Below are 19,821 nucleotides of genomic sequence, written 5' to 3'. Positions count from 1 at the left end.
ATGTATGAAACGCGCTGCAGCGCAATGCCAGCAACTTGGCGACCACGAAGTCATGTCGATGGCATGGCGAGGCGATGGCTTGAGCGTCGCCCTACAGCCGCAATTCAACCTGATGAACGGCGAAATGGTCGCAGCGGAATGTCTGGCTCGTTGGAAGCATCCGACCATGGGCGATATCGGACCCGCCGATTTCGTTCCCGCCGTCCATCGACTGGGCCTGGACCTGCTTTTTTTTGAGCAGATCTGCCGCCTGGCGGTCGCCGCAGCGCAGGCGCTGCAGGAAGAGGGAATCGACGTGCCGTTGGCGATCAACGCCTCGGCCTCAACCTTGTCGAGCCATGATGCGGTCGACGTCCTGGCGCGTCACGCCGCCGCGGCGAACATTCCGTTGACGCGCTTCCGGATCGAGCTGACGGAAGACCAGCCCATCACTCGCCTCGAGATGCTGCGGAAGTCCTTGAAGAAATTTGCGAAGGCCGGTTGCCAGGTCAGCATGGACGATTTTGGAACGGGCTATGCTTCGCTGCAGCTCTTGAACGCGTTGCCCATCGCCGAACTGAAGATAGACGGACGCTTCGTGCGCCGCATCCGCCGCGACCGGAAAGCGCGGGAAATCACGCGCCTGTCGGTGTTGCTGGGGGAGCGGCTCGGCCTGCGCGTGATTGCCGAAGGCATCGAAAGCGCGCCGGACATCGCTCTGCTCCAGTCCCTGGGATGCAGCCACGGGCAGGGCTATGTGCTGTCGCCGCCCGTCGTGTTGTCCGAGTTCATCGAGAGCCGGAAGCGGTAGCCTCACCTGATGCGAAATTCCTGTGAAAATACCAACTTCCAGGGATATGCGGTTTCGCGCGGCTGAGACATAGTTCAGGCTGGGCAATTCCGCCCGCTCTCATCCGATGACCGCCCACATGCTTGCTTCCGAGTCGACCCTGCCTGCCCCGGTGCTGCTGGTGGAGGACGAACCCCTGATCTGCCGCCGGCTGGAAGGCCTGCTGCTGCAGCTTGGCTATGCGCCGGAGGCGCTGGTGTTTGCCGCCACGCTGGCGCAGGCGCGCGAGCAACTCGCCAGCCAGCCGTTTGCGCTGGCTCTGGTCGATCTGGGCCTGCCCGACGGCAACGGCACCGATTTGATCGCCGAGATGCACGCGGAGGATTCCAGCCTGGCGATCCTGGTGATTTCGGCATGGAGCACGGAAGACGCGATTCTTGCCGCGCTGCGCGCGGGCGCCACGGGCTATGTGCTCAAGGAACGAGACGACCTGGAGGTGTCCCTGTCCATCCGCAGCGTGCTGCGGGGCGGGGCGCCTATCGATCCCTTCGTGGCCCGACGCATCATCGAAGAACTGCGCCCCAGGCGGGCCGAACGCGCCGACGAGGCTGCGGGCGATTCCGTCGAAACCCTGAGTCCGCGCGAAAGCCAGATCCTGCGGTTGGTGTCCGAGGGACTGGGCAACCGCGAGATCGCCGAGGAACTGCATCTGTCGCGCTACACCGTCGAATGCCACGTCAAGCATATCTACCGCAAGCTCGCGGTCTCCTCGCGCACGCGTGCCATACACGCGGCGCGCACGCGCGGCTTGCTCGATTGAAGTGGCTGGCCGTCCTGTGGTTGGCGCTATGGCTGGCGCCGGCGTGGGCCCAGGAGCCCGCTGACGCCTGTACGGCGCAGGTGCAGTCGGTACAGGTTGCCAAGGGCGGCGACGATGGCAGGCGTCCGGAGCCGGCGCAATGGCAGGCGGTCGAACTGCCCGACGACTGGAGCGCGCGTTGGCCGGGCTACAGCGGTACCGCCTGGTACCGGATCGGCTGGACGCGCAATTGCGCCGGCACGGCGTCCGGGCAGGTGGCCTTGGCGCTGGAATCCATCGTCATGGCGGGTGAGGTCTATATCAATGACGAACGGATCTGGAGCGATCCGCACCTGACAGAGCCGCTGTCGCGCAGCTGGAATGTGCCGCGTTATTGGGTGATTCCCGACGCCCTGCTGCATCCGGGCGAGAACACCTTGTGGATCCGCGTGGTCGGCGTGGCGGGGCAGACGCCCGGCCTGGGGCCGGTGCGTCTGGGCGGACAGTGGACGGTGTTGCAGCAGTACGAAGACCTGTGGTGGCGCAACCGCACGTTGTTCACGCTCAACCTGATCGTCTCGGGCGTCCTGGGCGGCCTGTGTTTCTTCATCTGGCTCATGCGGCGCGAACAGCGCGCCTTTGGCTGGTACGCGCTGATGGCCCTGTTCTGGGTGCTGTTCATTGCCAACGTGCTGGTGACCAGTCCCTGGCCGTTCCCCGACAGCCTGACGGCGGCTCGGGCCAACATCATGGTGCTGGTGCTGTACGTGGCCTGCTTCTGCGTCTTTACATGGCGCTTTGGCGACCAGTCCTTGCCGCGCATCGAGAAGGCGCTATGGCTGCTGGCGGCCGTGCTGCTGGCGGCGATGGCCTTCGTGCCGCAGGGGCATCTGCCGCAAGTGCAGCTGAGCGTGGTGCTGATCGTGTCGGCGATCTTCTTCGCCAATTGCCTGCAATTTCCGTTTCACGCGCTGCGCACCCGCCGGCCAGAGCACGCCATGCTGGCGGCATGCCTGCTGGCCTTCTTCGCTGCCTGCGCCCACGATCTGCTGCTGATGCTGAGGCTTATCGACGGCGAGGCCACCTACACGCCTTTCACCAGCGTGGTGGTCACGCTATGCATGTCCGCAGTGCTGGGGCTGCGCCATGCGCGCAGCGTGCGCCGCATCGAGCGCTTCAACCAGGAGCTGGCCAGCGGCATCGAGCAGGCGCGCACCGAACTCGCCACCACGCTGGAGCGCGAGCATGCGCTGGCGCTGACGAATGCCCGGCTGCAGGACCGGTTGCAGATCGCGCACGATCTGCACGACGGGCTGGGAGGCTCCCTGGTCCGCATGATGGCCGTGGTGGAGCAGGCCAGCGCGCCGCTGCACAGCCAGCAGTTTCTTTCCATGCTCAAGCTGTTGCGCGATGATCTGCGGCAGACCATAGACAGCGGTTCCAGCGCGGGCGTTACGGTGCCGGCCACACCGCGGGAATGGATAGCGCCGTTGCGCCACCGTTTCATGCAGCTGTTCGACGAGCTGGACATCAGCGCCACCTGGCGGGTGCCCGAGCTATGGCGCACGCCGCCCAGCGCCCTGCAGTGCATGGCGCTGACGCGGCTGGTTGAGGAATCGCTGGTGAACGTGCTCAAGCACAGCCGCGCCCGGCGCGTGGAACTGGAACTGCGGCAGTCCGAATCCGACCGTCTGGAGCTGCGCATCGAGGATGACGGCGTCGGTTTCGACGTGGCCGCGGTGCTGCGCGCGGGCATCAGCGTGGGCATGCGCAGCATGCACGCCCGCATCGCCCGGGTAGGGGGCGAGCTGGACGTTGCGTCGCAGCCGGGGCGCACTGCGCTGACCGCCACGCTGGGGCTGCGCACGCCTCAGGCTTGAAGGCCGGCTATTTGGCGGTGTTCTCGTCGTCCACCGTCAGTCCGCCGCTTTTCATGATGCTCTGGGCGATCTCCTCGGCGGACTTTCCGGCAAAACCGTGTTCCCCCGCGGTAATGCGGAAGCTGTCGCCTTCCAGCGGGCTTTGCAGCGTGGCGGAAGACAACAGCACGCCGCCCGACCGCAGCTGGATGCGTTTGCCCACGCGGTCGCGGGTGAAGTCGGCAAGGGCCTGGCGGCTTTCGGGCTTGAGTTCGACGTCTACCGTCCTGGCGGAGGTTTGCGGGTCGGCGCCGGCGGTGGCGCGCGCCACCTGCAGCACGACGGTCTCTGCGTAGGCCGCGCCGGGCAGCAACAGCGCAAGCGCGGCCGCGCGGGCGAGTTGTCTCATTGATGGCATGGCAAGCTCCTTCTGATGGACATCCTGGCCTGGTCCCTTCGCAGGGCCTGGGCGGGTTCCTACATCCTAGCGCATGTCTCGCTGGCGATCGTCTGCGCAAATCGGACAAGCACGAGCGCGCAATGGGCGCTATGCTTCGCGGCGCGAAGTTCAGCGCGGCAACCGCCGTGCGATCCATACGAAGAGAGTCGAAACATGTCCAACGTTACCGCCGGCGCCACGCCGCTCGCCGAGCTCTACCAACATGTGATCCAGGAAGAGCTGGGTCTGGTCGCCCGGATCGACGAAGAGGGCGATGTCCTGTTCCGCCATCCCGAACTGGGCACCCTGTATTTCAGCCTGAGCGCCGACGATCCCGAATTCCTGCGCCTGGTCTATCCGTCCTTCGCCGATGCGACCGATCTGGGCATGGGGCGCGCCGAGCTGCTGGAGATCATCAATACGGTCAACAACCGTTGCAAGGCGGTGAAGCTGTACATCACGCAGAGCAGCGGCGATGTGGTCACGAACCGCGTTTCGGCCGCGATCGAGAGCTTTGTGGCTGCACCCGACGCGCTGCCCTCGGAGGCCTTGCTGCGCGGCATAGTCGCGCGTTGCCTGTCGGCGATCCGCCACAGCGCCGCCGAGACGCTGCGGGAAGCCGGCGTGCTGAAGCCGGCAGACGAAAGCGCGCATTGATACGGCGGCCCGATCCCGGCCTGGGCCGGGTCTAACGAAGGAGAGTCTCATGGCAGTGCGTGGAGTCTGGCTTGCGGCCGGCTTGTTGTTGAGCGGTATCGCTCACGCGGGATCGGCGCCGGCAGAATTGAGCTGCGTATCCGAAAGCGGCAAGGTCGCGCTGGAAGGCACGATCCCCTCATCCTCATCGGACGAAATGAAGCTGAAGCTGAGCTATGCGGACGGCAGCCTGGCGTTCGACTCGGACGCGAACCAGAACTATGTCGTGGCGGACTTTCCGCAGGCCGTGTTCACGCTGGTGGTGGCGGCCCAAGGGCAGCCGCTCACGCTGTACGCGATACCGTCCAGCATGGCGGTCAAGCGGGAAAGCAATGGCGACGCCGCTGGCAAATTCCAGGCCAAGCTGACGGCTCCACGGCCCCGCAGCGTGTCGGGGGTGCAGGCCGATACTCCGCTGAAAGCTACCCTCAACTGCGACTACCGGTACTCGCTGTAAGGTTGGACGGTAGCTGACCGGCAGCTTGCCCAGCCCCTTTCTCCAGATGACTGGACATCTGGAGCAAGGGGCTTTTTCATGTCTGAAGCCTGAGGATAGGCGCCGATATGCACCTGCTGTGAGCAGATCGATACGCATGAATTGTTGTTATTGCGCTGCATTCTGGCCTTGTGAACCGGTCAAATTTCACAAAATTGACATTTGTCTGAATAAATCCTGACTATTTGTTGAACGTAAAAATAAGAATGAATATCATTGGCGCTCTTAAAAAACCAAGATCGCGCTGATAGCGCAGCCGCCGCGGGGCGGCTTCTGACAGAGTCCAATGAACAAAGCAGATACATCGACGGCCCATGCCAAGGCCGGTGGGAATACTTCGGCCTCCATTTATGCAGCGATGTGCGGGGCGCTGATGTCGCCGGGCCTGGCCCTGGCGCAGGGCAGCGTGGCGCCAGGCGCCGTACACGAACTGTCGCCGGTGCACGTGCAGGGGCAGGCGGTCAGCGATGGCTACGAAGCCAACATCGCGTCCTCTCCGAAGATGACGGCGCCTCTGCTGGACACGCCGCGTTCGGTCACCGTGATCACTGAACAGCTGATGCGCGACCGCGCGGCGACCTCGCTCATGGATGTGTTGCGCACCGCCCCGGGCATCACCTTTGGCGCGGGCGAGGGCGGCACGCCCACCGGCGACCGCCCATTCGTGCGCGGCTACGAGGCCAGCACCGACATGATGGTTGACGGCATGCGCGACCTGGGCCGTTTCTCGCACGAGACCTTCAACCTGGAGTCGGTCGAGATCCTGAAGGGCCCCAGCTCCGCCTATTCCGGCCGCGGTTCGACCGGCGGCAGCATCAACCTGGTCAGCAAGAGCCCCAAGCTGGAGAATTTCGCCGAAGGCACGGTCGGCGTGGGCACCGACGACAACTGGCGCCTGACCGGCGACGGCAACTGGGCGCTGGGCGAGAGCTCGGCATTCCGCCTGAATTTCATGAAGCAGGGTGGGGACATCCCGGGCCGCGACCATGTCGAAACCGATCGCTGGGGCGTGGCGCCCTCATTCTCCTGGGGCCTGGGCACACCGACGCAGGTCACGCTCAGCTACTACCATCTGCAGAACGACGACACGCCCGACCTGGGCATTCCGTTCAAGAACGAGTCGCGCCCGGATCGCGTCACGCCGCCCAAGGTGGACCGCAACAACTACTACGGCCTGATCGGCCGCGACTATCGCAAGAACCAGGCCGACATGACCACCCTGATGGTCGAGCACAAGTTCAGCGACAAGCTGAAGCTGCGCAACGGTACGCGCTATAGCGAGTCCACCAACGAATACGTGATGACCCGACCGTCCTTCGACAATTGCGCGGCGCGTGTGGGTGGCAGGCCCAACCCCGCCTATGGCGTGGCGCCCTGCTCGAACGAAGCGGACGGCGTGAAGATGAGCAAGGCCCTGCGCAGCCTGAACCAGACCAACCGCTCCTTCATCAACCAGACCGACATGTTCGGTGAATTCACCGCCGGCGGCCTGCGTCACAGCTATGTGGCCGGCCTGGAGTTCAGCACCGAGACGATCAGCAAGCGCGACGGCGTGCCCTCGGGCGGCTTCGACAAGACCCTGCAGGACGATCTGTACAACCCCGATCCCCGCCAGCCGTATACCGGCAGCCTGAGCTGGGGGCCGCGCTACGACGCCGCCAAGACCATCACGCGCGCGGCCTACGTGTTCGACACGGTCAAGTTCAGCGAGCAATGGGAAGCCAACGCCGGCCTGCGCTACGACAATTACCGCGTGACCAGCGGCAACGTCGAGCGTACCGACAATATGTGGAACTACCAGCTGGGCCTGGTCTACAAGCCCGCGCCCAATGGCAGCATCTACGTGTCCTACGGCACCTCGTCCAACCCGTCCGGCGAAACGGCAGGCCAGTCAGGCGGCGCCGACGGCGCGGCAGGCGGCCGCCTGACCGCGGGCACCGCGGCGCTGGCGCCTGAAAAGAGCCGCAGCATCGAACTGGGCACCAAGTGGGACGTGTTCGACGAGCGCCTGTCGCTGACGGCAGCGGTGTTCGAAACCCGCAAGACCGATGCCCGCAGCTCCGATCCCATCACCGGCGACGTGACGCTGTCCGGCAGCAACCGCGTGCGCGGCATCGAGCTGGGCGTGGCGGGATCCATCACGCCCAAGTGGCAGGTCTGGGGCGGCTACAGCTACATGGACCCCAAGGTCACCAGCTACCAGAGCGGCGGCACCGACTACAGCGGCAATCAGATGAAATTCATCGCCCGCCAGAGCGCCAGCCTGTGGACGACCTACAAGTTCCTGCCGGAGCTGACGGTGGGCGCGGGCGCCACCTACACCGGCAAGCGTTACGTGGACGACGCCAACGTCTATCAGTTGCCGTCCTACTGGCGCTACGACGCGATGGCGGCTTATCAGTTCAACAAGAACTTCGGCCTGCAGCTGAACCTGAACAACCTGACCGACGAGACCATCTACGAGGCTTCGCACGTGGGGCTGTTCAGCTATGTGGCGCCGGGCCGGTCGGCGATGCTGACCGCCACGTTCCGCTATAACTGACGCGCAATACGCCAGGGCCGCAGCCGCGGCGCTGGCGTCGCGTATTCCGGCTTAGTCGATGCGCGCGCCGGAGATCTTGACGGCCTCGGCCCACTTGGCGATTTCCTGCTGCACGAAAGCCTGGAACTGCTCGGGCGTGGAAGGCGTGAATTCGCTGCCGGAGGCGGCGAGCTTTTCCTTGGTCTTGGGATCGGCCATGACTTCGCGCATGTCCGCCGATATCTTCTCCACCAGCGGCTTGGGCGTGCCCTTGGGGGCGAAAAAGCCCGACCAGGGCGGAGCGGCGTAGCCGGGGAAGCCCTGTTCGGCCACCGTGGGGTAGTCGGGCGCGCTGGCGAAGCGCCCCGCCGTGGTCAGCGCCACGATCTTCAGCTTGCCGCTCTTGGCATAGGCTTGCACGGCGGGCAGGCCGGTGACGCCCACCTGGATCTGGCCGCCCAGCAGGTCGGTCACCATCGGCGCGCTGCCGCGGTAGGGAATGTGGGCAATCTCGAACTTGCCCTGGTTCTTGATCAGCTCCATGCCCAGGTGCGATGCCGTGCCGTTGCCGTCCGATCCGTACGAGTAGTGCGCGTCGGGCTTCTTCAGCAGGGCGATGAGTTCCTGCAGGTTGTTGGCCGGCACGTCGTTGTTGACGATGATGGCATTGGGATACAGCGTGGCCTGCGTGATGGCCTCGAAGTCCTTGACCGGGTCATAGCGCATGTTCTTGTAGAGCGAGGTATTGATGCCGTGCGAACCCGTCACGCCCAGCACCAGGGTGTAGCCGTCGGGCGCCGCGCGCGCTACATATTCCGAGCCGACGTTGCCGCCTGCGCCGGGCTTGTTTTCCACGACCACCGGTTGTCCCCATTTCTTGGACAGGCCTTCGGCCACCAGGCGCGCGGTGATGTCAGTGGCGCCGCCGGCCGGGAAGGGTACGACGATGGTGACCGCGCGGTTGGGGAAGTTGTCCGTACCCTGCGCGAAGACTGGGGCGGCAGCCAGGCCAATGGCTCCGGCAAGCAGCGCCAGCATGCTGCGGCGGAGAGCAGGGCGCGCCGGGCGTCCGTGCGTTGCGGAAGTGTTGGTGTGCTTCATGGTTCTAGCCCCTTGCTGTGTGATGTAAGTCTTGTGTGAAGTCGATGGTGGCGGCTGGAGCTATAGCGCGGTGTAGCCGCCGTCCGCGCGTATGTCCGTACCCGTGATGAATGAGGCGGCGTCGCTGATCAGGAAAACTGCTGTCTGTGCGATCTCCTCGGCTGTGCCGAGGCGTCCGGCTGGATATTTGGCCGCCAACGCGGCGCCGGCGGCCTGCGCGCTGCCATAGCGCGCGACCAGCCTGCTGGTCAGGACAGCGCCCGGCGACAGGCTCAAGGCGCGGATGCCGTCGGCCGCGTGGTCCACGGCAATGGCGCGCGCCAGCGCGATCAAACCGGCCTTGCTGGCGCCATACGCACCACGGCCCGGCGCGGCCACGCTGCCCAGCTGCGAGGCGATGTTCAACACCACGCCGCTGCCGGCCCGCGCCATGTGGGGGATGGCGCATCTGCTCATCAGCCACGCGCCCGTCAGGTTCACGTCCAGCGCCTGACGCCATTGCTCCAGCGTAAGGTCCGCGATCTTGTTGCCCGCCGTGACGGTGGCCGCGTTGTTCACCAGGACGTGGATCGCACCCCAGTGCGCAGCCGTTCTTTCCACGGCTTCGCGCGTACTTTGCGCGTCGCTCACGTCGCAGGCGATCGCCAGCATCTGGGTATCAGGTCCAGCGAGGGCCTGGCGGGTTTGCGCGAGCAGTTCCGCATCGCGGTCCAGCAAGGCCACGCGGGCGCCGGCAAGCAGGCATTGCGCCGCGATCGCCTGGCCCAATCCGCCGGCTGCGCCGGTCAGGATCACGACCTTGCCATGCAGCGCGGGTGCGTTCGTCTGTGTCATAGCGGCATCGCTCCCAGCGAGGCGCCGCCGCAGACGTAGAGCGTCTGTCCGGTGATGGCGCCTGCCTGCGCGCCCAGGAAGAAGGCAATGGCCGCGGCGACTTCGCCCGCGTCGATCAGGCGGCCCAGCGGCAGTTCAACCTGCGGCGGAGCGCCGCGCTTGGGATCGCGCAGCATGGGCGTGTCGACCGCGCCGGGCGCGACGACGTTGACGGTGATGCCGCGCGCGATGAGTTCGGCGGCCAGACTGCGCGCCAGGCCAATCTGGGCGGATTTGGTCGCCGCATAGGCCAGGCGTTGCGCGCGGCCCAGCACGGCGCGGCTGGACACCAGCACGATGCGGCCGCGGCCGTCAGGCAGTTGCGGCGCCAGCGCACGGACCAGTGCCATCGGCGCGGCGCCGTGCAATTGCCAAAGCCAGTCCGCGTCTTCCGGGCGCGTGTCCAGCGCGCCGCCGGTGCGCACTGCGCCCGCGCAATGCGCCAGCGCTGTCGGGGCGCAGCCGTCCAGCAGCGCGCATAGACCGCGCAAGGCGGCGGCGTCGGTCAGGTCGCACACCAGATGGCGATACTGTCCATGGCCTTTGATGGCCGCCGGCGCGATGTCCACGCCGGTCACCTGCCAGCCGGACGCCAGCAGCAGCTCGGCCAGCGCCAGGCCGATGCCCGACGACGCGCCCGTCAGGACGCAATGCGCCTGCGCATTCCGCTCAGTCATGGCGAAGCGCTCAGTCGGCCAGCGTCGTCAGGCGCTTTTCCATGGCGCGCATCTGCTCGTAGCCCATCAATTGCATGATGTCTTCGATGCCCACCAGCAGGTCGGGACGGTCGGCGGGCTCGCCGCTGGCGATCACGCCCTGCATGACTTGCAACGCCTGGCGCATGCCGTAAATCGCAGCGGCAGGCAGCATGCGCGGCAGGCTGATGCGCTTGACGCCGATTTCCTTCAGGCGCGGCAGCGGAATCAGCGGCGTGGTGGGACGGTTGCGGATGCCGAATCCCATGTTGATGCTGACCGGAATGCCGGCGGCGTCCACCAGGCGCTTGATGTCGTCCTCGGTGCGCACGGCGTCGGGGAACAGCATGTCGGCGCCCGCCTTGGCGTAGGCGCGGGCGCGCTTGACCGCGCCTTCGATGCCTTCGATCGCGAGGGAGTCGGTGCGGGCGATGATGACGAAGTCATCGTCGCGTCGCGCCAGGCAGGCGGCTTCGATCTTCTTGACCATTTCCGCTTCGCTCACCACGTCCTTGCCGGGCATGTGGCCGCAGCGCTTGGGGCTGACCTGGTCTTCGAGGTTGATGCCGGCGACGCCGGCTTCCTCGAACATCTGTACCGTGTGGTAGACGTTCACCGGGTTGCCGTAGCCGGTGTCGGCGTCAGCCGTGAGGGGAATGGAGACGGAGCGCGCCAGATGGCGGCAGTGGGTGACGTTTTCCGACAGGCCCATCACGCCGATGTCCGCGATGCCCAGCAGGGCGTTCGACACTGCCGCACCGCTGGTGCAGGCGGTCTTGAAGCCCGCGGCCTCGACCAGGCGGATGCTGTATCCATCGTACACGCCAGGGGAGACGATGAAAGGTTCGTTCTTCAGCAATTGCCGGAACTGGTGGCGCGGGTTGTTCATGTCGTACTGCTCCAGAGAGTGTCAGGCAGCGGAGACGGGGTGCCCGGCGATGCCGGACGCCCCTTCCGCCAGATGTTCAAAAAGGTGTTGCGCCGCGCGTTCGATGTGCGAGCGCATGAGCGATTCCGCCAGCTCGGCGTCGCGCGCGCGGATCGCGCGCAGGATCTGCCAGTGTTCGGCGTAGGCGTCGTCCTTGCGCTCCAGCACGGTGCCGGAGTGCCGGCGGTAGACGCGCAGCAGGTGATAGAGGTCGCCGCAAAGGGCGTTGATGATGCGGTTGTTGCCGCTGGCCCGCACGATGCGCTCATGGAAGTCGAAGACCCGCGGCGCGGGGGCGCCGCCATTGGCCGCTTCCAGGCGCCGCTGGCGGTCCTGTTCAAGCTCGGCCAGCAGTTGCGTGATTTCCTCGTCGCTCATGCGGCGAGTGGCCAGATTGCAGGCCACGCCTTCCAGTGCCATGCGCATCTGGAACAGTTCCAGCGCGGATTCCGCCGACAACGTCACCACGCGCGCCTTGATGTAGGGCTCGCGCGTGATCAGCTGGATCCCTTGCAGGCGGCGCACGGCCTCACGCACCGGACCGCGGCTGACGCCGAATTCCTGCGCCAGCGCGACTTCATTGATAACGCTGCCCGGGGCCAACCGGCCTTGGTAGATCGCGTCCAGCACCTGGTCGAACACCACGTCGGCCAGCGGGCCGGAGGCGTCTTCCTTGATGGCGATGGAGGTCGTGGCGGTGTTCATAGTGTTGACAGCCTATCAAAGGAATTTAAAAAGTGTCAACTCTTTTGGAGTTGACAGGATCGTGGTGGCGATACCGGATTGCAGGCGTCGCCATTGATGTTTCGCCTATTTTACAGAGACTTTTCGGGGTTATCCCTAGCTCTATGGGGGTGGTTCTTGTATCTACACTTTCGATGAGGCTATGCCAAACTGTATTTGACGCACCCATTGTCGATTCAGTGATGGCCTATAGTGTTGACACTATTATTTCGTAAGCCGTAAGATGGACTCAGTTGAGATTTTCCCGATTACCGCTGCCATGATCCAGTCTTTCCCCTGTTGCGGCAGGACGCTGCGCTACGCGCACCTGTCCGCCGCCGCCCGAGCCGCGGGGCGCGACATCCACGCATATCCCTATGTCATCCGCGTGCTGCTTGAGAACCTGCTGCGCCATCGCGCATGGGGCGCCGCCGTGTCCGAGGATGAGATCGGCAGGCTCTGGGATTGGCGCGCGCATGCCGGCGCCGACTTGCCGCTGCATGTCGCGCGGGTGATCCTTCCGGACTCCAGCGGCCTGCCGGTTTTGCAGGACCTGGCGGCGCTGCGCGACGCGGTGGCCCAGGCGGGCGGGGACGCGGCGCGGGTGGACACCCGGATTCCGGTGGACCTGATCGTGGACCATTCCCTGCAGGTCGACCATTGGGGCGACGAAGGCGCGGTGCAGCGCAACCTGCGCCGCGAGTTCGAGCGCAACGACGAACGCTACCGGTTCCTGAAATGGGCGCAGCAGGCTTATAAGGGTCTGCAGGTCATCACGCCGGGCATCGGCATCATCCATCAGGTCAACCTGGAGTACCTGGCGCCGGTGGTCATACGCCAGTCACGGCCGGACGGCGACTGGGCCTATCCCGATTTCGTCATCGGCGGCGACTCGCACACGCCGATGGTCAACGCCCTGGGCGTGCTGGGCTGGGGCGTGGGCGGCATCGACGCCGAGGCGGCCCTGCTGGGCCATGCCTACACGTTCCCGATCCCGGAGGTCGTGGGGGTGCGGCTGCGCGGCGCCATCGAGGCGCCCGCGCTCACCACCGACGCCGCCCTGCTGATCACGCAGCAATTGCGCGCGGCGGGCGTGGTGGGCTGCATGGTCGAATTCTTCGGCCCTGCGGTGCAGGCGCTAGGTGTGCCGGAACGCGCCACCATCGCCAACATGGCGCCCGAGTACGGCGCCACTTGCGGCTTTTTCCCGATAGACACCCGCACGCTGGACTATGCCCGCATGACGGGGCGCAGCGACGAGCAACTGGCGCTGATCGAAGCCTATGCCCGCGCCAACAGCCTGTGGCGCGATGCTGGCGACGCGGCGCCCGCATATAGCCGGGTGATAGAGATCGACCTGTCGGCGGCGCGTCCCAGCGTGGCGGGTCCGCGACGGCCGCAAGACCGCATGGACGTGGGCGAGGTCGGGGCGGATTTCCGCCGCCGCCTGGGTCAGTCCCTGACGGAAGGCGGGTTCGGCGTGGACGCCGCCGCGCTGGCCGCGCATCCGCCCAGCCGCGCTTCCTTGGGCCATGGCTCCGTGGCGCTGGCGGCCATCACCTCTTGCACCAATACGTCCAATCCTGGCGTGATGCTGGCCGCGGGCCTGGTCGCGAAAAAGGCGCTGGCGTTGGGGCTGACGCCGCCCGCCTGGGTCAAGCGTTCGCTGGCGCCGGGATCGCGCGCCGTCACGCGCTATTTGGAATCCGCCGGCCTCCTGCAGGCCTTGCAGGCGCAGGGATTTCACGTGATCGGCTATGGCTGCACGACTTGCGGCGGCAAGTCCGGCCCCCTGGACGCCGCGGCGGCAGACGCCATCGCCGAGGGCGGCCTGGTGGCCGCGGCGGTGCTGTCCGGCAACCGTAATTTCGAAGGCCGCATTCACAAGCTGCTGCGCGCCAACTACATCGGCTCTCCGGCCATGGTGGTGCTGTATGCGCTGGCCGGCAGGATAGACCTGGACTTCGAACGCGAACCGCTGGGGCCGGGCTCCGATGGCGCGCCGATCTATCTGCGCGACGTCTGGCCCAGCCAGGAAGAGATAGCGGCCCTGTTGCCGCTGGCCGCGGATCCTGCCTTGTTCGCCGAGGTCTATGACCCGGCGAGCCTGGACAGCGCGATCTGGCGCGACCTGCCGGCGCCCTCGGGGCTGCGCTTTCCCTGGGACCCGGAATCGCAATACCTGGTCGAGCCGCCATTCTTCAAGACCGAGCCCGGCCGCGATGCCCTGGCAGACCTGGAAGCCAGCCTGAAGCACGGCCGCGTGCTGGCGGCGTTCGGCGATTCGCTGACGACCGACCACATCTCGCCCAGCGGCGAGATCCCGGCGGATACGCCGGCTGGCGCGTACCTGATCGGCAAGGGCGTGGCGCCGCGCGACTTCAATACCTATGTGGCGCGCCGCTGCAATCACCATGTGATGACCCGCGCCACCTTTGCCAACATCCGCATCAAGAATGCGCTGGTGCCGGATGTGGAGGGCGGGGTGACCCGCCATTTTCCCAGCGGGCAGCGCATGGCGGTGGTCGACGCGGCCGAAGCCTACCGCGCCGAGGGTGTGGCCAGCGTGGTCCTGGGCGGCAAGGACTACGGCATGGGCAGCAGCCGCGACTGGGCCGCCAAGGGTTCGGCGCTGCTGGGCGTGCGCGCCGTGATCGCGGAATCGTTTGAACGCATCCACCGGGCGAATCTGGTGGGCATGGGCGTGTTGCCGCTGGCTTTCGCCCCGGGCGAGGGCTGGCGCCAGTTGGGCCTGACCGGGGCGGAAACCCTGCGTTTCGACAACGTGGCTGACGGTGTGCGCAAGGGCGAGCCCATCACCGTCGTCGCCGAAGACGGCGAGCGCCGCATCGTCTTCCAGGCCTACGCCCAGGTGCTCACTCGCGCCGAACGCAAACTCATGGCAGAGGGCGGCATTCCTGCCAGCGTCCTCAACGGCTTTTTGAACGACACGCAGGCCGCTGACGCGGCCCCTCGCTGAAAACACGCATCTATCGGGAAAACCACATCATGCTGGATCTGCTGCTTACCAATGCCAGACTGTACTTGCCCCAGCAGGGGCTGACCGAAGGCGTACTCGGCGTCATCGACGGTCGCATTGCCATCATCGCCGAGCCAGGCGCGCAGTTCGAGGCCCGCGAGACCATAGATTGCCAAGGGCTTTGGGTATTGCCGGGTTTGATCGATCCGCACGTGCATTTCGGATTCGGCTCGCCCGAGACCGACTTCGAAACCGAGTCGCGCTTCGCTGCCCTCGGCGGCACGACCTCCGTGCTGTCGTTTCATCGCTCGGCGGATATCCGCGAATCCTTCGACAAGGTGCGCGACCGCGCGCTGTCGCAGAGCTGCGTCGATTTCGGCTTCCATTTCGGCATCACCAGCAATCTGCACGTGGAGACGCTGGAGGAAATTTCGCGCCGCTTCAACGTGAATTCCTACAAGCTCTACATGATGTACAAGGGCGCAGCAGGGCTGTCCAAGGGCTTTACCGATATCGACGACGGCCTGCTGTATTCGGCGTTGCGCGCTACCGCCGCGATCCCGGGCGCGATCATGGGCGTGCATTGTGAAAACGTGGAAGTGATTCCCGTCCTGCGGGATCCGCTGCGCGCCGCTGGCCGCGACGACCTTAAGGCCTGGAATGAACAGAGCCCGGACTTCCTGGAAGCGGAGAACGTGCACCGCGTCTGCTACTTCGCATCCAAGACCGGCGCCGCGGTCAACATCGTGCACCTGAGCAGCCGCGAGGCGCTGGACGAGGCGCGGCGCCACCGGCGCACGCCGGACGCGCCGCCGATCTATGTCGAGACCTGCCCGCACTACCTGTTCCTGAACGACGAATCGCCCGCCGGGACTTATGCCAAGGTCAATCCGCCGGTGCGCGGCCAGGCCGACGTGGACGCCATGTGGGAGGGCGTGCTGGATGGTTCCATTACCACCATCGGCACCGACCACGTGCCGCGCAAGCGTGCCACCAAGGACACCGACATCTGGGCAGCCAGCAACGGCTTTCCCGGCACCGGCTTGATGTTGCCGATCCTGCTGCACGAAGGCTATCACCGCCGCGGCGTGCCGCTGGAAACGTTGATGAAAGTCAGCGCGGAGAACTCTGCCCGCATCTACCGCATGCCTGCCAAGGGCAGCATCGAGATCGGCAAGGATGCCGATCTGGTGCTGGTGGATCCGGATCTGGAGCGCACCGTCGATCCCTCCACGCTCGAATCCAATTCCGACTACTCCCCTTACGAGGGCATGACCCTGAAGGGTTGGCCCGTGCGCACCCTGGTGCGCGGGCGCACTGTGGCGCTGGACGGCCGCATTACCGATGCCGCGCGCAGCAATCCCGGCGGCCGCTATCTCAAGCGTCTTTGAACTGAACCTACTCCTCTTCTGGCAGGCACTACCATGAGCGAAACCAAGCGAATCTGGGACGACTTTCTGACTGAACGCGACAAGCAGGTGCTGGCGCAGGCCGGCTACGGCAAGCGTGGCGGCTTCGGCAAGCGTCCGGCCCTGTTCATCATCGACGTGCAGTACAACTTCTGCGGCGATACGCCCCAGGACATCCTGGAAGGCCTGAAGCAGTACCGCACCCATTGCGGCCGGGAGGCCTGGGACGCGGTGGCGCATATCGTGCCGCTGCTGGAGCTGGCGCGCGACAAGAACATACCGGTCTTCTATACCGAAAGCGGCCGCCGCGCCGACCTTCTGGACAGCGGCGTGCAAGTGGGCAAGAACCATCGCGGTGGCGAGAAGACCGTGCTGGCCAACACCCATGCCACGCAGACCGTGGAGCCGTTGGCCCCGCGGCCGCAGGACATCCGCATCACCAAGCAGAAGCCGTCCTGCTTCTTCGGCACCATCTTCATGAGCCACCTGAACTTCCTGGACGTGGACACGCTGATCCTGGTGGGTTGCACGTCTTCGGGATGCCTGCGCGCCACCACGGTGGACGCCTATTCGTACAACTTCAAGGTCATCATTCCCGAAGAGGCTGCGTTCGACCGCTTCCAGGCCAGCCATGCGATGAGCCTGTTCGACCTGAACTGCAAGTACGCCGATGTGATCCCGTCGCGCGAAGTGCAGGATTACCTGCGCAACCTGCCCGCGCCGGCCGCGGCGGAACAGGCCTGAGCCGCCCATGTCCGCGACCGCCGCCGGACCGTTGCCGGTCTACCTGCTGACGGGTTTCCTGGGCAGCGGCAAGACCACGCTGCTGTCGCGGCTGGTGCGCAGCCCGCGCTTTGCCGATACGGCGGTGGTGATCAACGAGTTCGGCGAGATCGGCCTGGACCACATGCTGGTGGGCAAGGCCGATGACACCGACGTGGTGCTGCTGGATTCCGGCTGCCTGTGCTGCGCAGCCACCAGTTCGCTGCAGGACACGCTGGAGTCGCTCTATTACCGGCGCCAGCGCGGCGAGATTCCCGCGTTCACGCGCGTGGTGGTGGAGACTTCGGGGCTGGCGGATCCGTGTCCGGTCATCAATACGCTGGCGGCGGATCCGCTCATCGCCCGCCACTACCGCTTCGGCGGCGTGGTGGCGACGGCGGACGCGCTGCATGGCCTGTCGACGCTGGACGCCTACCGCGAAGCCAGTACCCAGATCGCCATCGCCGACCGCATCGCGCTGACCAAGGCCGATCTGGCCGATGAGGCTGCGATAGACACGATGCGCGCTGCGCTGCGCGGCTACAACGCCAGTGCGCCCATCCGCGCGGTGTCGCCGGACACCGTGGACGAAGACGCGCCGGCCTTGTTCGACGGCCTGCGCGCCGGGCATCTGGACGTGGCGGCGCTGACGGCGGTGCCGGCCTCGGGGCCGCTGGCGCATGTGCTGCGCTACGGCATCGTGTCCCACTCCTTTACGCAGAGCCGGCCGGTGGGCTGGGAGGACTATGCGCGCTGGACCCGGCACATGCAGCGCCAGGTCGGAGACCGGCTGTTGCGCGCGAAAGGGCTCTTGCGCTGGACGGACGGGACGCTGCGCGCCGTCCATGGCGTGCGGCATGTCTTTTCTGTGCCCGAGCCTGTCGAGGGAGTGGAAGGCTCGCAGCGGGCGGGCGCCATGGTCCTCATCGTGCAGGACATGTCGGCGGAAGAAGTGGACGAGGCGATTCGGCCGCTGGGATTGTGATGCCGCGCCGCTGGCGCGCTGGCGTTCAGGGGCGCGCGCCGTTGCCCAGGTGCAACGCCACCACTTCCGTATCCGCGCCGGCCAGTCCCGGGTACCGTGTCCTGACCAAAGGATCGTGCCCAGGCACGATGTGGTCGGGTGATTCCGCGAACTTCAGCAGGATCTCGTAGCCCGCCAGCATGTCGGCGACGTTGTCGACGATGGGAAACGGTGCGTCCCGGCCCATGTTGTCGTAGTAGTGGCTGGCGTCCGACGCCAACACCATCCAGCCGCGCGCGGTGTGCACGCGCACCGCCTGCAGTCCGCGGGTATGGCCGCCGATGTGCAGCAGTTGCAGGCCCGGTGCGATTTCGTCGTGGCCATGGTAGAACGCCACGCGTTTGTCGTACACGCCCCGTACCACGTCGACCACGTCTTCCACTGCATAGGCGTGGCGCAGCATGTCGAAGCGCATGTTGCAGCCGCAGGCATAGTGCAGCTCGCTTTCCTGCAGATGCAGGCGGGCTTGCGGCAGCTTGCGGATGTTGCCTGCGTGGTCGTAATGCAGATGTGTGACGATGACATCGCGGATGTCCGCGGGCGCGATACCCAGCTTTTCCAATGCTTCAATCGGGCAGCGCAAGAACTCGCGGCCGCGGGCCCGGGCTGCGGCCTCGTTGAAGCCCGTATCCACCAGGTAGACGCGCTGGCCGTTGCGGATGACCCAGACGAAGTAATCCATCGGCATCGGGCCGTCGTGCGGATCCGGGGGCGTGATGAAGTTCTGGCTACGCTGCCGCGCTACCGTGGCGTAGCGCAGGGCGTAGACCTCGTAGTGGGGCAGTGTCATGCGATGGCTCCGGTTGCGCGCAGGACGGGCGGGATGAACTCGCTACCCTGCAGTGCTGGCGCCCCGCTTTTTGGTTGCTGGACGCTCGTCTTCACCTTGGGAAGTCTCCTGTTGCTGGCGCTTGAGCACCTCGAGCGCAGTGCGTTCCGCGTTTGCGATATGGCTTTGCGCGGCGTTCTGTGCGCTTTGCGGATCCCGGGCCCGGATGTGCTCGAAGATCAGATCGATCTCGGCCATGCTTTCCGGCAGGCGGTCGGCGCGTGCAAACGAGGTGGCGCGCAGCAGATTGATGCGCGACAGCAGGCCGGGCAGCATGTCCTTGACCAGATCGTTGTCGCAGCCGCTCAGTAGTACGTCGTAGAACTCGCGCTTGGCCGCCAGCAGGGCGGCCTTATTGCTGCCCTTGGCCTGGCGGTGCAGGGCGTCGACGGCCTTGCCCAGACGCTCGATGTCGGCGTCGCTTGCCAGCCGGGCGAACTCGTGCGCTGCATAGCCTTCGAGCAGTCCGCGCAGGGCATAGAGGTCACGGGCGGCCTTTTCGGTGATGCGCACCACGGTAGGGCCGCGGTGTGGCTCGATGGAGATCAGGCGTTCGGCTTCCAGGGTGCGCAGCGCCTCGCGCAGGGTGCTGCGGCTGATGCCCAATTGATCGCACAGCTCCTGTTCGCGCAGGCGCTCTCCGCCCTTGAGCCGGCCGTCCATGATGGATGCTCGCAGGAACTCCTCGACGCGTATGCGCAGAGTGCTGGGCTTTTCGAATACCGCGCCTGTCTGGCTGGCCATTGCTGTTTCTCGCTTATCCGGGCGGCGGGTTCGAGCGGCGGCGCAGGCTCATGGCCTCGTCGCGGCGGACCGCCGTGTCAATGTAAAGACGCAATATATCCCGTTGGCAGGTCGTGCTCGCGGGGCATGCCCTGCGGCAAATTATGAGGTGCACTATTTTTTCAGTCAAGCAGA

Annotated in this window: 18 protein-coding genes; 10 read left to right on the top strand and 8 right to left on the bottom strand. The window is 65.8% G+C overall.

All coding sequences use genetic code 11. The annotated features are described in order from the left end of the window. Positions 1 to 4: 4 nt before the first annotated feature. The 3 genes from IB268_RS20840 (at position 5) to IB268_RS20830 (ending at position 3,448) form a co-directional block, all read left to right on the top strand. Entirely contained in the window at positions 5 to 790 is a 786-nt protein-coding gene (locus IB268_RS20840; protein WP_192354752.1) for an EAL domain-containing protein, read from the top strand. Between the two features lie 106 nt (positions 791 to 896). Continuing rightward, positions 897 to 1,589, top strand: coding sequence for a response regulator transcription factor (locus tag IB268_RS20835; RefSeq protein WP_054457679.1), 693 nt, complete (start codon positions 897 to 899; stop codon positions 1,587 to 1,589). Next, the gene (locus IB268_RS20830) at positions 1,586 to 3,448 is read left to right on the top strand and encodes a sensor histidine kinase (protein WP_192354751.1); all 1,863 of its coding nucleotides are present in this window, start codon (positions 1,586 to 1,588) and stop codon (positions 3,446 to 3,448) included. Before IB268_RS20835 ends, IB268_RS20830 begins: the two co-directional genes overlap by 4 nt. Before the next feature lie 7 nt (positions 3,449 to 3,455). Here the strand turns inward: IB268_RS20830 and IB268_RS20825 are convergent, their stop codons facing one another. Beyond that, entirely contained in the window at positions 3,456 to 3,845 is a 390-nt protein-coding gene (locus IB268_RS20825; protein ID WP_054457677.1) for a hypothetical protein, read from the bottom strand. Positions 3,846 to 4,040: 195 nt separating this feature from the next. Here IB268_RS20825 and IB268_RS20820 point away from each other — a divergent pair, with 195 nt between their 5' ends. The 3 genes from IB268_RS20820 to IB268_RS20810 all read left to right on the top strand — a co-directional run bounded on the left by IB268_RS20820 (position 4,041) and on the right by IB268_RS20810 (position 7,600). After that, positions 4,041 to 4,523, top strand: coding sequence for a hypothetical protein (locus tag IB268_RS20820; protein WP_054457676.1), 483 nt, complete (start codon positions 4,041 to 4,043; stop codon positions 4,521 to 4,523). Positions 4,524 to 4,572: 49 nt separating this feature from the next. Further along, positions 4,573 to 5,019: a hypothetical protein gene (locus IB268_RS20815; RefSeq protein WP_119450226.1), complete on the top strand. Its 447-nt coding sequence runs from the start codon at positions 4,573 to 4,575 to the stop codon at positions 5,017 to 5,019. A gap of 325 nt (positions 5,020 to 5,344) precedes the next feature. Further along, positions 5,345 to 7,600, top strand: coding sequence for a TonB-dependent siderophore receptor (locus IB268_RS20810; RefSeq protein WP_192354750.1), 2,256 nt, complete (start codon positions 5,345 to 5,347; stop codon positions 7,598 to 7,600). Positions 7,601 to 7,651: 51 nt separating this feature from the next. On the opposite strand, the gene IB268_RS20805 is transcribed toward IB268_RS20810, so the two are convergent. Genes IB268_RS20805 through IB268_RS20785 form a run of 5 tightly spaced genes read right to left on the bottom strand, consistent with a single transcriptional unit; the run spans position 7,652 to position 11,881 of the window. Beyond that, positions 7,652 to 8,680 carry a tripartite tricarboxylate transporter substrate binding protein gene (locus IB268_RS20805; protein WP_054457673.1) on the bottom strand — a complete coding sequence of 343 codons (1,029 nt, stop codon included), beginning with the start codon at positions 8,678 to 8,680 and terminating at the stop codon, positions 7,652 to 7,654. A 60-nt stretch (positions 8,681 to 8,740) separates the two neighbouring features. Further along, positions 8,741 to 9,514, bottom strand: a complete 774-nt coding sequence (locus tag IB268_RS20800; RefSeq protein ID WP_192354749.1) for an SDR family NAD(P)-dependent oxidoreductase — start codon at positions 9,512 to 9,514, stop codon at positions 8,741 to 8,743. Continuing rightward, positions 9,511 to 10,230 carry an SDR family NAD(P)-dependent oxidoreductase gene (locus IB268_RS20795; RefSeq protein ID WP_054457672.1) on the bottom strand — a complete coding sequence of 240 codons (720 nt, stop codon included), beginning with the start codon at positions 10,228 to 10,230 and terminating at the stop codon, positions 9,511 to 9,513. The genes IB268_RS20800 and IB268_RS20795 overlap by 4 nt, the downstream gene beginning before the upstream one ends. 10 nt (positions 10,231 to 10,240) lie before the next feature. Further along, on the bottom strand, positions 10,241 to 11,137 hold the full coding sequence (locus IB268_RS20790) for an oxaloacetate decarboxylase (protein ID WP_054457671.1): 897 nt from the start codon (positions 11,135 to 11,137) through the stop codon (positions 10,241 to 10,243). 21 nt (positions 11,138 to 11,158) lie between these two features. After that, positions 11,159 to 11,881, bottom strand: coding sequence for a GntR family transcriptional regulator (locus IB268_RS20785; RefSeq protein ID WP_054457670.1), 723 nt, complete (start codon positions 11,879 to 11,881; stop codon positions 11,159 to 11,161). Between the two features lie 298 nt (positions 11,882 to 12,179). Between IB268_RS20785 and acnA the strand changes: the two genes are divergently transcribed. The 4 genes from acnA to IB268_RS20765 are packed head-to-tail and all read left to right on the top strand — an operon-like array spanning position 12,180 to position 18,035. Then, on the top strand, positions 12,180 to 14,879 hold the full coding sequence (gene acnA, locus IB268_RS20780; protein ID WP_225591443.1) for an aconitate hydratase AcnA: 2,700 nt from the start codon (positions 12,180 to 12,182) through the stop codon (positions 14,877 to 14,879). 29 nt (positions 14,880 to 14,908) lie between these two features. Beyond that, positions 14,909 to 16,270, top strand: a complete 1,362-nt coding sequence (locus IB268_RS20775; protein WP_125470497.1) for a dihydroorotase family protein — start codon at positions 14,909 to 14,911, stop codon at positions 16,268 to 16,270. A 33-nt stretch (positions 16,271 to 16,303) separates the two neighbouring features. Further along, positions 16,304 to 17,032, top strand: coding sequence for an isochorismatase family protein (locus IB268_RS20770; protein ID WP_054457667.1), 729 nt, complete (start codon positions 16,304 to 16,306; stop codon positions 17,030 to 17,032). Between the two features lie 7 nt (positions 17,033 to 17,039). After that, positions 17,040 to 18,035, top strand: coding sequence for a GTP-binding protein (locus IB268_RS20765; protein WP_192354747.1), 996 nt, complete (start codon positions 17,040 to 17,042; stop codon positions 18,033 to 18,035). Between the two features lie 25 nt (positions 18,036 to 18,060). Here IB268_RS20765 and IB268_RS20760 read toward each other — a convergent pair whose 3' ends face one another. Then, positions 18,061 to 18,864 carry an N-acyl homoserine lactonase family protein gene (locus IB268_RS20760; protein WP_175160844.1) on the bottom strand — a complete coding sequence of 268 codons (804 nt, stop codon included), beginning with the start codon at positions 18,862 to 18,864 and terminating at the stop codon, positions 18,061 to 18,063. Between the two features lie 42 nt (positions 18,865 to 18,906). After that, on the bottom strand, positions 18,907 to 19,647 hold the full coding sequence (locus IB268_RS20755) for a GntR family transcriptional regulator (RefSeq protein WP_054457664.1): 741 nt from the start codon (positions 19,645 to 19,647) through the stop codon (positions 18,907 to 18,909). Positions 19,648 to 19,821: the final 174 nt, after the last annotated feature.

The sequence above is a fragment of the Achromobacter sp. ACM01 genome (assembly GCF_014851745.1).
Classification (GTDB): domain Bacteria; phylum Pseudomonadota; class Gammaproteobacteria; order Burkholderiales; family Burkholderiaceae_B; genus Achromobacter; species Achromobacter aegrifaciens.
The sequence above is the reverse complement of the archived record's forward strand: the minus strand, read 5'-3'. Positions and strand labels throughout refer to the sequence as shown.

Excerpts from the sequence above, each read along its gene's own strand:
- IB268_RS20805 (WP_054457673.1), bottom strand. The coding sequence starts at position 8,680 with ATGAAGCACACCAACACTTCCGCAACGCACGGACGCCCGGCGCGCCCT.
- IB268_RS20835 (WP_054457679.1), top strand. The coding sequence starts at position 897 with ATGACCGCCCACATGCTTGCTTCCGAGTCGACCCTGCCTGCCCCGGTG.
- IB268_RS20755 (WP_054457664.1), bottom strand. The coding sequence starts at position 19,647 with ATGGCCAGCCAGACAGGCGCGGTATTCGAAAAGCCCAGCACTCTGCGC.
- IB268_RS20810 (WP_192354750.1), top strand. The coding sequence starts at position 5,345 with ATGAACAAAGCAGATACATCGACGGCCCATGCCAAGGCCGGTGGGAAT.
- IB268_RS20790 (WP_054457671.1), bottom strand. The coding sequence starts at position 11,137 with ATGAACAACCCGCGCCACCAGTTCCGGCAATTGCTGAAGAACGAACCT.
- IB268_RS20840 (WP_192354752.1), top strand. The coding sequence starts at position 5 with ATGAAACGCGCTGCAGCGCAATGCCAGCAACTTGGCGACCACGAAGTC.
- IB268_RS20815 (WP_119450226.1), top strand. The coding sequence starts at position 4,573 with ATGGCAGTGCGTGGAGTCTGGCTTGCGGCCGGCTTGTTGTTGAGCGGT.
- IB268_RS20795 (WP_054457672.1), bottom strand. The coding sequence starts at position 10,230 with ATGACTGAGCGGAATGCGCAGGCGCATTGCGTCCTGACGGGCGCGTCG.
- IB268_RS20765 (WP_192354747.1), top strand. The coding sequence starts at position 17,040 with ATGTCCGCGACCGCCGCCGGACCGTTGCCGGTCTACCTGCTGACGGGT.
- IB268_RS20785 (WP_054457670.1), bottom strand. The coding sequence starts at position 11,881 with ATGAACACCGCCACGACCTCCATCGCCATCAAGGAAGACGCCTCCGGC.
- IB268_RS20800 (WP_192354749.1), bottom strand. The coding sequence starts at position 9,514 with ATGACACAGACGAACGCACCCGCGCTGCATGGCAAGGTCGTGATCCTG.
- acnA (WP_225591443.1), top strand. The coding sequence starts at position 12,180 with ATGATCCAGTCTTTCCCCTGTTGCGGCAGGACGCTGCGCTACGCGCAC.
- IB268_RS20760 (WP_175160844.1), bottom strand. The coding sequence starts at position 18,864 with ATGACACTGCCCCACTACGAGGTCTACGCCCTGCGCTACGCCACGGTA.
- IB268_RS20825 (WP_054457677.1), bottom strand. The coding sequence starts at position 3,845 with ATGCCATCAATGAGACAACTCGCCCGCGCGGCCGCGCTTGCGCTGTTG.
- IB268_RS20770 (WP_054457667.1), top strand. The coding sequence starts at position 16,304 with ATGAGCGAAACCAAGCGAATCTGGGACGACTTTCTGACTGAACGCGAC.
- IB268_RS20775 (WP_125470497.1), top strand. The coding sequence starts at position 14,909 with ATGCTGGATCTGCTGCTTACCAATGCCAGACTGTACTTGCCCCAGCAG.
- IB268_RS20820 (WP_054457676.1), top strand. The coding sequence starts at position 4,041 with ATGTCCAACGTTACCGCCGGCGCCACGCCGCTCGCCGAGCTCTACCAA.